This is a genomic window from Helicobacter pylori, assembly GCF_015904775.1.
Classification (GTDB): Bacteria; Campylobacterota; Campylobacteria; order Campylobacterales; family Helicobacteraceae; genus Helicobacter; species Helicobacter pylori_DM.
The window spans coordinates 62,521-75,763 of sequence record NZ_JADZNC010000001.1; the positions used below are offsets into that span (position 1 = coordinate 62,521).

At 39.2% G+C, this 13,243-nt stretch carries 10 protein-coding genes and 1 pseudogene; 5 read left to right on the plus strand and 6 right to left on the minus strand.

Annotated elements, in window-relative coordinates; all coding sequences use genetic code 11:
* Positions 1-50: 50 nt before the first annotated feature.
* The 6 genes and pseudogenes from I6852_RS08250 to I6852_RS00315 all read right to left on the minus strand — a co-directional run bounded on the left by I6852_RS08250 (position 51) and on the right by I6852_RS00315 (position 4,616).
* Positions 51-305: a hypothetical protein gene (locus I6852_RS08250; RefSeq protein WP_231626073.1), complete on the minus strand. Its 255-nt coding sequence runs from the start codon at positions 303-305 to the stop codon at positions 51-53.
* 10 nt (positions 306-315) lie between these two features.
* Positions 316-576, minus strand: coding sequence for a type VII secretion protein (locus I6852_RS00290; protein ID WP_197291196.1), 261 nt, complete (start codon positions 574-576; stop codon positions 316-318).
* Positions 577-591: 15 nt separating this feature from the next.
* Entirely contained in the window at positions 592-1,161 is a 570-nt protein-coding gene (locus tag I6852_RS00295) for a hypothetical protein (RefSeq protein WP_197291195.1), read from the minus strand.
* A pseudogene (locus I6852_RS00300) lies at positions 1,158-3,577 on the minus strand (hypothetical protein). Before I6852_RS00300 ends, I6852_RS00295 begins: the two are co-directional and overlap by 4 nt.
* Positions 3,578-3,593: 16 nt before the next feature.
* The gene (locus I6852_RS00310) at positions 3,594-3,911 is read right to left on the minus strand and encodes a hypothetical protein (RefSeq protein ID WP_197291192.1); all 318 of its coding nucleotides are present in this window, start codon (positions 3,909-3,911) and stop codon (positions 3,594-3,596) included.
* Between the two features lie 495 nt (positions 3,912-4,406).
* Positions 4,407-4,616, minus strand: a complete 210-nt coding sequence (locus I6852_RS00315; protein WP_000848998.1) for a hypothetical protein — start codon at positions 4,614-4,616, stop codon at positions 4,407-4,409.
* A 320-nt stretch (positions 4,617-4,936) separates the two neighbouring features.
* Between I6852_RS00315 and I6852_RS00320 the strand changes: the two genes are divergently transcribed.
* The 5 genes from I6852_RS00320 (at position 4,937) to I6852_RS00340 (ending at position 13,204) form a co-directional block, all read left to right on the plus strand.
* Positions 4,937-8,494, plus strand: coding sequence for a bifunctional proline dehydrogenase/L-glutamate gamma-semialdehyde dehydrogenase (locus I6852_RS00320; RefSeq protein ID WP_197291191.1), 3,558 nt, complete (start codon positions 4,937-4,939; stop codon positions 8,492-8,494).
* Positions 8,495-8,520: 26 nt separating this feature from the next.
* On the plus strand, positions 8,521-10,011 hold the full coding sequence (gene putP, locus I6852_RS00325) for a sodium/proline symporter PutP (protein WP_197291190.1): 1,491 nt from the start codon (positions 8,521-8,523) through the stop codon (positions 10,009-10,011).
* Positions 10,012-10,212: 201 nt separating this feature from the next.
* Complete coding sequence (locus tag I6852_RS00330) at positions 10,213-11,445, plus strand: HNH endonuclease signature motif containing protein (RefSeq protein WP_197291189.1); 1,233 nt, start codon at positions 10,213-10,215, stop codon at positions 11,443-11,445.
* Positions 11,442-12,509, plus strand: coding sequence for a DNA cytosine methyltransferase (locus I6852_RS00335; protein WP_079355122.1), 1,068 nt, complete (start codon positions 11,442-11,444; stop codon positions 12,507-12,509). The genes I6852_RS00330 and I6852_RS00335 overlap by 4 nt, the downstream gene beginning before the upstream one ends.
* Positions 12,506-13,204 carry a DNA-methyltransferase gene (locus I6852_RS00340; RefSeq protein ID WP_079355123.1) on the plus strand — a complete coding sequence of 233 codons (699 nt, stop codon included), beginning with the start codon at positions 12,506-12,508 and terminating at the stop codon, positions 13,202-13,204. Before I6852_RS00335 ends, I6852_RS00340 begins: the two co-directional genes overlap by 4 nt.
* Positions 13,205-13,243: the final 39 nt, after the last annotated feature.

A 13,243-nucleotide genomic window follows, 5' to 3' on the forward strand; every position in this document is an offset into this window, starting at 1 on the left:
CACAAGCTTCAGCGCCTAATTTAAAAGGAGGGATAGCCGACCCTACCGCATCAAAAAAAACCTTTTCCAAAATCTAAAACAGATCCCCAAAAGCCCTTTCGCTCCTTTTTGGCTTTGTTTAATTCTTCTATGGCTTTTTCCAATTGCATTTCAATTTTTCTGCGTTCTACTAGGATTCCTCGCGCGTAACTATCAAGGTCTTTGATAAAACCAAGACACCTTTCTTCTTGCAGGGATCTTTTAAATTCCCTGCATTTTTCAACAACCTTTTTGACTTCTTCTGTGTCCGTTTTCCATTCAGCCATAAACCACCCCTTAATAATCTTGCTCTAAAACCCTAATCCTCTCTTTAAGCCATGCGATTTGCTCTTGAGCGGCTTCATCAAATTCATTGAAAGTGCTTTTCAAATTATCCAGCACCTCGCTAAATTTATCCCTCCTAGCGTCTTGCCATGATTCTAAATTATGGAAATGGCCGCTCAAGCTATTCACTTCCTCTCTTAGCAACTCTTTAAAGCGTTCTAAATGTTCCACAAATCCTCTGACCTCTTCGGTATCCATTTGCACTCTGCTCATCGGTTGTCCTTTCTTTTAAAAATTTTCTTCATTGGAATCAGGCTTTTTATCGCCGCTGATTCTAATGCTCCCACCCCCATAGCTAGGGGGTGTTGTGGGGCGAACCTCTAGCGTTTCGCCTCTTTCTCTTTTGTATTTTTCTTGCTGGCTTTGGTGGTATGTTTTCATGCTGTCTATCACGATTGTTTTGTGGGTGCTCCCTAAATCAGCGTTGGTGAGCAATTTTTGAGCGCCATTACCCAGGCTATTAGAATGCCTGTCTTCTATCTTAAGAGACAAATTCAAGCCCTTAAAACCCTCCAAAGCCTCCACCAGTTCCACCACAAGCTTCCTGTCCCAAATGGAATTTTTCAAATCCTTACACAAGGAAAAAACCTCGCTTGGAAACTGGTAGTCATACAAAAACAAAAGGTCTAAATTTTCTAAAAATTCCAGATTGCAACGCTCTTTAAAACTTTTTAAAAAGCCCTCTTTTAAAGGCGCAAAGCCTTCCGTGATATTGATTAGCCCCTTGTCTTTGGCGCATTTAAACACCATAATACTTTTTTCAATCACGACAAACGCGTAAGCGTTCTTAGTTATCATAATTTTTCTACCTCGCTTTCATAGATCAATTGGTCGTCTTTAAACAGCCCCACTTTAATGCTTTTAGAATCCACGCAACACACCTTCACATCCACTTCTTCAACCTCTTCTAGCGCTATGGAAATCAGTTGCGTATCTTTAATGTCCAGAGTGTTGGTGTTGGCTAGGGCTTTGTCGCTGTAGCGTATCTCTAACTCATCAAAGCCTCCCCATTCCTCTTTAGTTTGGAAAATCTGGTATTCATTAGGCTTTAAAGAATCCCTATGGATTTTAGCGTGGAATTTCCCCTCTATCTCAATGCCTAAATCGTATTTAAACACCGGGTTGGAATCTATAGAGGGCATTTCAATCCCATTAGGCTTGTCCCTGCTTTCTAAAAGCCCAAAAGCCACCCCGGTTTTGCAAGTGGGCTTCAAATAAGCGGGCGTGTTAGAGACATCTTCTCCTGTAAGCTCTAAAATCTGTTTGTCTGATTTTTCTGTGCCTAGCGGCTCATAAATGATGAATTTAAAATCATCTTTAGAAGTCTTTTGCTGGTAATCTTTGAGCTGCTTTTCTTTGGCGTTTTCAAACGCTTGTTTGACCAACACCGATTTGCTTGCATTCCCTCCTAAGAAAATATGAAACGCCCGACACTGATCATCAATGTTTTCAGCCATCACTTTAGAAAATCTGGCAAAGAAGTTGGCAACGCTTTCATTGATCTTGTCTTTTAAGAGGTTTAAAAGCTCTTTGCAATCAACTTTAAGATCGCATTCTGTTTCTACCCCATTCCTATCCAACAGCATGGTTTTAAAATCCTTTTCAAAACCCTCTATGCTAAACTCTTCATTTTCTTCTATCGCTTCTATAATATCAGCGTCTAAATTTTCTAAAAAAGGGCGTAATTTAGAAGCGATCTCTTGCAAATTCAAGTGCGCTTCCCTGGAGTTTTGCATAAACGATCCAAAGCGTTGCGTATCAATCCTGTCATAGTTGGGCTTAGCGATGACAATGTCTTTTTCTTTTAGCGTTTGAAAATTTTGGCCATACGCTTCAAAAGCCAATAATTCCAATAAATTCTCACCGCCTAAATACTTATCCCCTCCACTGCTAAAATGCGTCATTTTGTAAGCGAATTTAGGGCTAGCGCTTTTTTCCCATTTGCCAAAGTCAAAATCCGTCGTCCCGCCCCCAAAATCAAACACACCGTAATAAACCGGCTTGTCTAACTTCTCTGATTTAAAAAACCCATAGCTTTTTAAAGCACTAATGGCATACGCGCAAGGCTCGCTCGCTCTCAATTCCACTTTGAAAGTTTTAGCCGTTTTTTCATCGTCAAAAACATGCCGGGGTAAGGATTTTTTCAAGCCTCTTTCAAAACTCTCTCTGATTTTTTCAGCCTGATGCTTTTCATACTTGATGGGGTGGGATAAAAAGTATTTCAAAAACACGCCATTATGCATGTTATTAACGCAGCGGCCGATGTAGTAAGCGTAGATTTCTATGGGGTTAAAACCCGTGCAATCAGTAAAACTCTCTAAAGAAAAATCCTCCTCCAAATCCCTAAAATTCTGTTTTTCATCCGCTCCAGCCCATTGCTTCAATTTAGAAAAGACCGATACAAATCATTCCCTTTAACGCCTTCAGCATTCTTTTGGGCTTCATGCGCCACTTCTATATCGTTCTTTTCTGTGAAAGGGCGGTGATCTAGTGCGTTGTATTCTGTAATAAATTTTTTTCTGTGTCTAAACTCCATGATCGTGGGGTTTTCAAACTTTGTTAGGCTTGCGTCATCTACTAGCCCGCCAATAGAGAGCAAGCGGTATGTTCCTGTCTCATCCATATAGCTTGCGGTCGTGCTTTTAGTCCCAAAATCAATAGCGACAACGCCCTTTTTTAAATCCTTCAAACTTGAGCGCACATAAAAATCCATTTCTTTGCCGTTAGGGTCTAAATTATCAAACCTAAAGGTTACGCTTTCTTTAGGTGTGCTAGGCACCTCTAAATCCCAATACCCTCCATTTAAATCAAGCAATTGGCTTTGGCTATAGCTCTTAAGGTCTACCGCTACACTATCCACATTGAGCATCAATTCTTTAAATGCTTCAAAATCCACATCCACATCGCTAGTAGAAACGATCTCTAAGGTTTTTTCTATTTGCTCATTAGTGATCTTTTCAGCCTGCACTAAATCCTCTAGGAATTTTTGATTGTCATCAGAAAGATACCTTAAAGAAGTGCTGTTATTAACGATCGCATGAAGCACCCACAGCGCTTGTTTGAATTTGATTTTGTCTTCTTCTGGCACTTCTTTTTTGAAATTCAGCTCAATTTTTTCATTGAATTTGACTCCATCTTTTAAAGACCGATCGCACAATTTCTCTACTAAGGGGTGGCCAAGAGGCAGTCTTAAACTTTGTAAGGGGTTTACCATGATATTTCTCCTTCAATTATGATTTTTGTTGTTTTGAGAGTTGCTCTTTCAAGCCATCAACCCTCTCTTTGAGGGCGATGTTCTCTTCTTCTAATTTTCGGTTTTGGCGTTTTAAATCCTGGTTTGCGCTCGCTAAACGCCTGTTGTGTAAGTCCAGGTCGCTTTTTTCTTGGTGCGATGCGATAAGCTCATCGTTTAGAATTTCTCTTTCTGTGGTTAGTGCTTTGATTTTTTCAGTCAGCTCTGTTTTTTCTGTTTTTAGCTTGGTGTTTTCGTTGGTCAGATCGGCTTTTTCATTTTGTAAAACTTGCTGAGATTGTTCTAACGCTTCCACTTGCTTTTGTGATGCGATAAGCTGATTGGTTAGCCTTTCTTTTTCTGCTGTCAGCTTTTGATTTGTTTCAACTAGCTCGGTGGCTTCAGTCGGTTTGGTGCATTTCTCGTGGAAATTGGTGGATTTTTGAGTGTCTTTTGGGTTTTCTTGGGTGTCGTTAGAGGGGTTTCCAAACCAATGGCCTATAAAACGAGAGATTTTTATAAAGGGTTCGAGATCTTCTAATTTATCATCTAATTTTTGAATGCGATCTGCAAGATCTCCAACAAGTTTTAAAAGCTCTTCATTATTGGGGGGTGGAAGCGGTGGGGTTTGAAGTATTTGGTTTTTCTATTTTCTCATTATTCGTATTTTCTACAATATGAACACCACTCATAAGAACATCTCCTTTTATATTGACATCAGTTTTCAGTTAAAAAGATTGTTGTTGTAATTTGAGAAAACTTAAAATGAGCTTTATTTTCCCCCCCTTTTTTCGCCCCCTCTCATAAACCCCTAGAATGTAGAATCCCAATGGTTTAAGTTAGAAGAATAAGGGTCAAAAAAGCCCTTAGGCATGTATTGCGCTTCTTTTTTGGTGGAAGCGTCTTTTGAAGAATGGTCTTTAGGGAGACAAGCGAAACGCTGAGCATCAAAGCTAGAACAACCGCTCAATAACAACGCGCCGAGTGTGCCGATCATAATACCATTTTTAATTGTTTTCATTTTATATCCTTTGTTTTGTAAAATTTTTATCAATCCGTTTAATTTAAAATCGTTTCATTCAATGGTTTTAAATTACACGATGCGAATATTATAATTTATTATTAAACGAAAAGTAAATGAAGCTAAAAACAATACAAATTATCACTCAAATTCTTATCATTGTGTAAAAATGCGTGATAAACTCAAAAAGGTTGGAATGAGAATTAATTACCACTGGAACAAAATTTAAAATTAAAAAACATTACCAATAAGTGAGACTTAAAGCCACCCGCTTAAAACATGCTACAATCAAGCCAAATTCTTAAATAAAAGGTAAGCTCATGCAAAAAATCATTGAGGATTCATTAGAATTAGCTAAAAAACTGCAAGATAGTATCAGTAACCATTTGAGCGATCAAGAAAAAGCGTTCCATTCTAAAATGCAAAAGCTTTTAAACAACCCCGAAAACAAAGTCATGCTCATAGAGCTTATGGATCGGAGTTTTAGGTGTTTGGACAATAAAGCCCGCTTTGAAATGATTGAGCATGTTTTAGACAAATACAAAAGCCGTGAGATTTTTTCCTCGTTTGAAAAATGGCTTTTAATGGGGTTTTTAAGCTTTGGGAAAATGCTCCCTGATATGAGCGTGCCTTTCTTTGTCAATAAAATCAGAAGCGACACAAAAGCGATGGTTTTGGATCAAGAAGAGGGCCAATTGAAAGAGAGGATTTTAAAAAGGAAAAATGAAAAAATCATTTTGAACGTGAATTTTATTGGCGAGGAGGTTTTAGGCGAAGAAGAAGCTAATGCACGTTTTGAAAAATACTCTCAAGCCTTAAAATCCAACTACATCCAATACATTTCCATTAAAATCACGACGATTTTTTCTCAAATCAATATCCTTGATTTTGAATACTCTAAAAAAGAGATTGTCAAACGTTTAGACGCTCTTTACGCTTTAGCTTTAGAAGAAGAAAAAAAGCAAGGCATGCCTAAATTCATCAACTTGGATATGGAAGAATTCAGGGATTTAGAGCTAACAGTGGAGTCTTTTATGGAGTCTATCGCCAAATTTGATTTGAACGCCGGTATTGTGTTGCAAGCCTATATCCCTGATTCTTATGAATATTTGAAAAAACTGCATGCTTTTTCTAAAGAAAGGGTTTTAAAAGGGTTAAAGCCCATTAAAATCCGCTTTGTTAAGGGAGCGAACATGGAGAGCGAAGAGACGATCGCTTCCGTGAAAGACTGGGCGTTACCCACATTTTCCAATAAGCAAGACACCGATTCTAATTACAATAAAATGCTAGATTTTGTTTTAGAGGGCGATAATTATAAATACATTCATATTGGCGCAGCAAGCCACAATATTTTTGAAATCGCTTATGTCTATACGCGTATCCATGCCATTAACGACCCTGTTGTGTTAGAGCATTTCAGCTTTGAAATGCTAGAGGGCATGAGCTTGCAAGCGAGCCAGGAACTAAAAGAGATGCACAAACTCATTCTTTATGCACCGGTGTGCGATGAAACGCATTTTAACAATGCGATCGCTTACTTGGTGAGGAGATTAGATGAAAACACCTCAAGCGATAATTTCATGAAAGCTTTCTTCAACCTCAAAGTAGGCACGAGCGAATGGAAAGACCAAGAACAGCGCTTTTTAAACAGCCTTAAAGGGATCGCCACTTTAGACAATACCACCCACAGGACCCAAGACAGAAACGCCAAGCAAACCGGCCATACCACCTACCCAAACCACTCTTTTAAAAACGAAAGCGATACCGATTTTATCTTAAAAGCCAACCGAGAATGGGCTAAAAAAGTGCGCGAGAAAATGCATAACGCCCCTATTTTAGAGCTTTACCCAGAAATGGATGGGAGGTTTGAAGATCCTAATTTAACCCCTTTAGAAGTCTTTGATAAAATCCATCATAAAAAAATCGCTAGCGTGCATTTAGCGGATAGGGAAGCGATTTTAAAAGCCCTAGAAGTGGCTAAAAGCGATAAGAGCCGTTTTAGCCAAAAAAGCTTTACAGAAATCCATGCCTTAATGAGTCAAACCGCCCAACTTTTTAGAGAAAGGAGAGGCGATTTGATAGGGATTTCGGCTTTAGAAGTGGGTAAGACTTTCGCTGAAACGGACGCTGAAGTGAGCGAAGCCATTGACTTTTTAGAGTTTTACCCTTACAGCTTAAGGGTGTTACAAGAGCAGAATAAAAAAACGAAATTCACCCCCAAAGGCGTGGGTGTGGTCATTGCCCCATGGAATTTCCCTGTGGGTATTTCTGTAGGCACTATCGCTGCCCCCCTAGCCGCTGGCAATCGGGTGATTTACAAGCCCTCAAGTTTGTCTAGCGTAACGGGTTATAAGCTTTGTGAGTGCTTTTGGGATGCGGGCGTGCCTAGAGATGCGCTCATTTACTTGCCCTCTAAAGGGAGCGACATTAGCGAGCATCTTTTAAAAGATGAAAGCATCAAATTTGCCATTTTAACAGGGGGCGAAGACACCGCTTATAAAATGCTAGAGGCTAACCCCACTTTAGCCTTGAGTGCTGAAATAGGCGGTAAAAACGCCACTATTGTGAGCAAAATGGCAGACAGAGATCAGGCGATTAAGAATGTCATCCATTCAGCTTTTAGCAATTCGGGGCAAAAATGCTCCGCCACTTCGCTTTTAGTGTTGGAAAAAGAAGTCTATGAAGATGAGAACTTTAAAAAGACTCTAATAGATGCGACTCTAAGCCTTAGCGTGGGCGATCCTTTTGATTTCAAAAACAAAATCGGCGCTCTAGCGGACAAGCCTAATGAAAAGGTCATTAAAGCCATAGACGAATTGAAAAGCTATGAAAATTACGAAATCCCGGTAAGCTTTGTCAATGATAACCCCTATTTGATGAAGCCAAGCATCAAATACGGCACTAAAAAAGGCGATTTCACGCACCAAACTGAGCTTTTTACGCCCATTTTATCCGTGATGAAAGCGCAAGATTTAGACGAAGCGATAGAGATAGTCAACTCTACCGGTTATGGGCTGACTAGCGCGTTAGAGTCTTTGGATGAAAGGGAGTGGGAATATTATTTAAATCGCATTGAAGCCGGTAATATCTATATCAACAAGCCCACCACAGGAGCGATCGTTTTGCGCCAGCCTTTTGGGGGGATTAAAAAATCCGCTGTGGGGTTTGGGAGGAAAGTAGGCATTTTTAACTATATCACGCAATTTGTGAATATCCACCAAGAAGAAGAAGATGAACACGCCCTAAAAAACCCCTTAAGCGAAGCTTTAGAGAGCTTGACTCAAAAAGGCTATGACGAGCATACGCATGAGTTGAAGCGCGCGATTTTTATGGCAAAGAGCTACGCTTATCATTATAAGCATGAATTCAGCCAAACTAAAGACTATGTCAAAATCAGAGGCGAAGACAACCTTTTTTCCTACACCAAAGTTAAAAGCGTGGGCTATCGCATCACCGAAAAGGACACCTTAAGCGATATGTTGGGCGTGGCTTTGGCATGTCTCATTTCTCAAATCCCTTTAACAATCAGCATAGAAAACGAGCGAACGAACAAGGATTTAACCTTTTTTTTAGAATGCTTAAAAACACTCCAAGCAAACGCCCCTATCGTTTATGAAAGCTTGCAAAAATTTAGCGAAAAATTGCATGCTTTCAATCGTATCCGTTATTTAAAAAGCGATTTGGATTTATTGCACAAGCAAGCGAGCGCTTTAGGGATGGTTTTAGCCACGGCTAAACCCTGCTTGAACGGGCGTTTTGAATTGCTGTATTACCACTTAGAGCGATCGGTTAGCATCTCTTATCATCGTTACGGGAATTTAGGCTCAAGGGTTTTAAGGCAACCAACTTGCCACAAATCATGCTGTGCTGAAAAATAAATATTGTATTAAATAAGGAGATCAAAATGGGACATGTTGTTTTAAGCACCCCTATTGTTACGATGTTTGTCGTTTATTCGCTGTTAATGCTCTATATTGGTTTTTATTTTTACAAACAAAATGAAACGACTGAAGATTATTTCTTAGGCGATCGTTCTATGGGCCCTGTGATTAGCGCTTTGAGCGCGGGGGCGAGCGATATGAGCGGGTGGCTTTTAATGGGATTACCGGGAGCTTTATATGTGGGGGGCTTAATCAACTCGCACATCGCCATAGGCTTAAGTTTGGGTGCATTGATTAACTGGGTTTTTGTGGCCAAACGCTTGCGCATTTATACAAGCGTGATCGCTAATTCCATCACCATTTCAGATTATTTTGAAACGCGCTTTAGCGATGACAAACACATCTTGCGCTTGATTTCAGCTTTTGTGATTTTAATCTTTTTTATTTTTTACATTTCTTCAGGGCTAGTGAGTGGGGCTAAACTCTTTGAAGCGACCTTTGGCATCCAATACAACTACGCTTTAAGCATTGGCACGCTGATCATTGTTTCTTACACCTTTTTAGGAGGGTATAAGGCGGTGTGTTGGACGGATTTGATTCAAGGGCTTTTGATGATGAGCGCTTTAATCGTGGTGCCGATCGTTATGATAATCCATCTTGGAGGGATTGGAGAGGGGATTAAAATCATTAGAGAAATCAAGCCTGAAAACCTTTCTTTCTTGCAAGGCTCTAGCGTAGTCGCCATTATTTCAAGCCTTGCTTGGGGGTTAGGCTATTTTGGGCAACCTCATATTTTAGTGCGCTTCATGTCTATCCGCTCCATTAGAGATGTGCCTAAAGCGACCGCTATTGGGATTTCTTGGATGGTTATTTCTTTGATTGGGGCATGCGTTATGGGGCTTTTAGGCGTTGCGTATGTGCATAAATTTGATTTGAGCTTAGAAGACCCTGAAAAGATTTTCATTGTGATGAGTCAATTGCTCTTTAACCCTTGGATCACAGGCATTTTATTGAGCGCGATTTTAGCGGCGGTGATGAGCACGGCCAGTTCGCAACTGCTTGTAAGCTCTTCTACCATTGCTGAAGATTTCTATGCGACGATTTTCAACAAAAACGCCCCGCAAAAATTAGTGATGGTTATTTCTAGGCTTTCGGTTTTAGGGGTGGCTTGCATCGCTTTTTTCATTTCAACGGATAGAAACGCTAGCATTCTTAGCATTGTGAGTTACGCATGGGCTGGCTTTGGCGCGAGTTTTGGCTCTGTGATTTTATTCTCGCTTTTTTGGTCAAGAATGACGCGCATTGGCGCGATTGCTGGCATGCTCTCTGGGGCTAGCACGGTGATTTTATACGATAAATTTGGCAAAAGCTTTTTGGATATTTATGAAATCGTTCCGGGCTTTATTGTGGCGAGCATAGCCATTGTTGCGTTTAGTTTGTTTTCTAGCGTGCGAGCAGGCACTAAAGAGGCCTTTGAAACCATGCTTAAAGAAATTGAGAGCTTGAGGCGTTGAGGCGCTTCAAATGAGTTTGATCTAATCTTTAAATCCCCCTTATGCTCTTTAATCAAACCTTAACCTATATTTCTTTATTTTCTGGGGCTAGGGCAAAATTTGAGTGACGATACTCTATGATGAGATAATCAATTCTAAAACCTTTAAACAAAAACTAATGAGCGTTATTTTATAATCTTTTTAAAAAACGAAAGGTTGTTGTTGCTTGTTTCTCGCTTTTTAAACGCTATTGACCCCTTTAATTTAGGGGTGTTGTTGAGCCGTTTCCAAATTAAAAATGGTTGTATTTATGGGGTGTGTTCTTACAAGTCTTCAAAATTTACCCCTGGCTATGAAGAAAGCAAAGTGCAGGTTTTAAACGCTCTCAACACTTTAAGTGCACATCCAATTTGGCAATCCAATCAAGAGAGCGTTACAAAAATCAAAGGAACTTTTGTTTTTATTTTAGAAAACGACTTGCATTTAGACGAAAACGCTTTCTACAAGAAACTCTTAAACTCGCTCATAGACAACGACTTTTTTAACCGCTCTAATTTAATGAATTTAATGACTCTCAATCAAAAACGCTTTTTAAGCGGCTTTTTTGAAAGCAGGGGCAGCATTGATACGCAACGAAATTTTTTGACTTTAGATTACTTCTTTCATAGCCCTTTAGAGTTTAACAAGTTCCATTATTTAATCGATCTTTTCAATATCCCTAGCGAAGCACTGAATTTCAATTTCAGGGAATTACAGCCTGAACACGCGCAAGGCATTAACCAACGAAACGCTCAATTTAGGATTTATCTAGATTGGTATTTATACCATATCGGTCTGTTTAACCCCTATAAAGCGCGAATCGCTCATCATGTTTTTAAAACTACCCTTATTTATGATGGTATTTATTATAAATTAAACTACCCGCCAACAACAAAGTATCATGGTAATGGCTTTACAGAACGAGTTCATTTTTATTTGAAAAGTGTTTATCAACAAGATTTAGATAAAAAAAGAATTAAAGAATTAAGGGAACAGTTAGGATGGATTCAAAAGAGCGAAGAGTTTAAACGAGATAGCAAAATCATCAATTTTTATCGCATTGCAACGCCTAATATTTGCAACGCATGCTGCGATGATTATGACATTAAAGAAAGAAGTTTTCTTTCTTTACCTTTATATCAAATCACTCAAAGATCTGATTCCTACTACACTGAAATACACCATGTGATTTCTTTAGGCAAAGATAAAGAATTAGATGTTTTAGAAAATCTCGCTAAACTTTGCCCTACTTGTCATAGGGCTTTAAAAAAAGGGGCTAGCACAGAAGGGTTTCAAAAACGATTGATTGGAAACATTCTAAATCACAATAAAGACAATTTAGAGTTCGTGCAATTGCGTTTTGAAACCGATGATCTTCCAACGCTTATTGATAAAATTTATGAAAGTTTGAAATGAATTATAAAATTTTAGATTTATTTTGTGGGGCTGGAGGTTTTAGCGCTGGGTTGGAGTATTTAAAAGAGTTTGACACTTTAATAGGGCTAGATTGCGACAAACAAGCCCTAATCACTTTTGAAAACAACCATAAAAACGCTATAGGCGTTTGTGGGGACATCACTCAAACCGAAATTAAAGAAAAAGTCATAGAGTTGGCTAAAAAATTAGAAATCAACATGATCATTGGCGGGCCTCCTTGTCAAGGCTTTTCTAATAAAGGGAAAAATTTAGGGCTAAAAGACCCTAGGAATTTTTTATTCTTAGAATATATAGAAGTAGTCAAAGCCATAAAGCCAGAAATTTTTATCATTGAAAACGTGAAAAACATAATCTCTTGCGCTAAAGGCTATTTTTTAGAAGAAATTAAAGAAAGATTGAACGCTTTAGGGTATCAATTGAGCTATCAAATCCTAAACGCTAAAGATTATGGCGTGCCTCAAAACAGAGAGAGGGCTTTTATTGTAGGGGCTAGTCGTTTTAGTTTTGATTTCAATCTTTTAGAGCCTTCTCAAAGCGTGAATATTCAAGATGCCATAAGCGATTTAGCCTATCTTTGTTCTAATGAGGGGGCGTTTGAGAGCGATTATTTAAACCCTATCCAATCAAGCTATCAAGCCTTAATGCGAAAAGATAGCCCTAAATTATACAACCACCAAGCCACCAACCACTCGCAAGCCGCTTTAGAGAAATTAAAGCTCATCAATAAAGAGCAAGGCAAAGAATGCTTGCCTAAAAACTTGCATGGCAAACAGCAATTCAAAAGCACATGGGGGCGCTTAAATTGGAATAAAATCAGTCCCACCATAGACACACGCTTTGATACCCCGAGTAATGGCACCAACTCCCACCCTGAATTGCACCGCTCTATCACGCCCAGAGAAGCCGCTAGGATACAAAGTTTTAGCGATAATTATATCTTTTATGGTAATAAAACGAGCGTTTGCAAGCAAATCGGTAACGCTGTGCCTCCTCTTCTAGCCCTAGCCTTAGGCAAAGCGATCTTAAAAAACTTAAGAAAATGATACAAATTTATCACGCTGACGCTTTTGAAATCATCAAAGATTTTTACCAGCAAAATTTAAAAGTGGATGCGATCATCACGGACCCTCCTTACAATATTTCGGTTAAAAACAATTTTCCCACCCTAAAGAGCGCTAAAAGACAGGGCATAGACTTTGGGGAATGGGATAAAAATTTCAAGCTTTTAGAATGGATCAAGCGCTACGCCCCCTTAGTCAATCCAAACGGCTGCATGGTGATTTTTTGCTCTTACAGGTTTATAAGCTATATCGCTGATTTTTTAGAAGAAAACGGCTTTATAGTCAAAGACTTTATCCAATGGGTTAAAACTAATCCCATGCCAAGAAACATCCACCGGCGCTATATCCAAGACACGGAATTTGCCCTGTGGGCGGTTAAAAAGAAAGCCAAATGGGTGTTTAACAAACCAGACAATGAAAAATATTTACGGCCCTTGATTTTAAAAAGCCCTGTGGTGAGCGGAATTGAAAAGACCAAACACCCCACGCAAAAAAGCCTAGCCTTAATGGAAAAAATCATTTCCATCCACACAAACCCTAATGACATCGTTCTGGATCCTTTCATGGGGAGCGGCACCACGGGCTTAGCGTGCAAAAATTTAGAACGAAATTTTATCGGTATAGAATCAGAAAAAGAATACTTTCAAACCGCACAAAAGCGTTTGAATCTGTTTTAAAAACGCTATTTGAATGAGATTGTGTTATAGTTATTTAAA

Excerpts from the sequence above, each read along its gene's own strand:
- I6852_RS00340 (WP_079355123.1), top strand. The coding sequence starts at position 12,506 with ATGATACAAATTTATCACGCTGACGCTTTTGAAATCATCAAAGATTTT.
- putP (WP_197291190.1), top strand. The coding sequence starts at position 8,521 with ATGGGACATGTTGTTTTAAGCACCCCTATTGTTACGATGTTTGTCGTT.
- I6852_RS08250 (WP_231626073.1), bottom strand. The coding sequence starts at position 305 with ATGGCTGAATGGAAAACGGACACAGAAGAAGTCAAAAAGGTTGTTGAA.
- I6852_RS00320 (WP_197291191.1), top strand. The coding sequence starts at position 4,937 with ATGCAAAAAATCATTGAGGATTCATTAGAATTAGCTAAAAAACTGCAA.
- I6852_RS00295 (WP_197291195.1), bottom strand. The coding sequence starts at position 1,161 with ATGATAACTAAGAACGCTTACGCGTTTGTCGTGATTGAAAAAAGTATT.
- I6852_RS00335 (WP_079355122.1), top strand. The coding sequence starts at position 11,442 with ATGAATTATAAAATTTTAGATTTATTTTGTGGGGCTGGAGGTTTTAGC.
- I6852_RS00315 (WP_000848998.1), bottom strand. The coding sequence starts at position 4,616 with ATGAAAACAATTAAAAATGGTATTATGATCGGCACACTCGGCGCGTTG.
- I6852_RS00290 (WP_197291196.1), bottom strand. The coding sequence starts at position 576 with ATGAGCAGAGTGCAAATGGATACCGAAGAGGTCAGAGGATTTGTGGAA.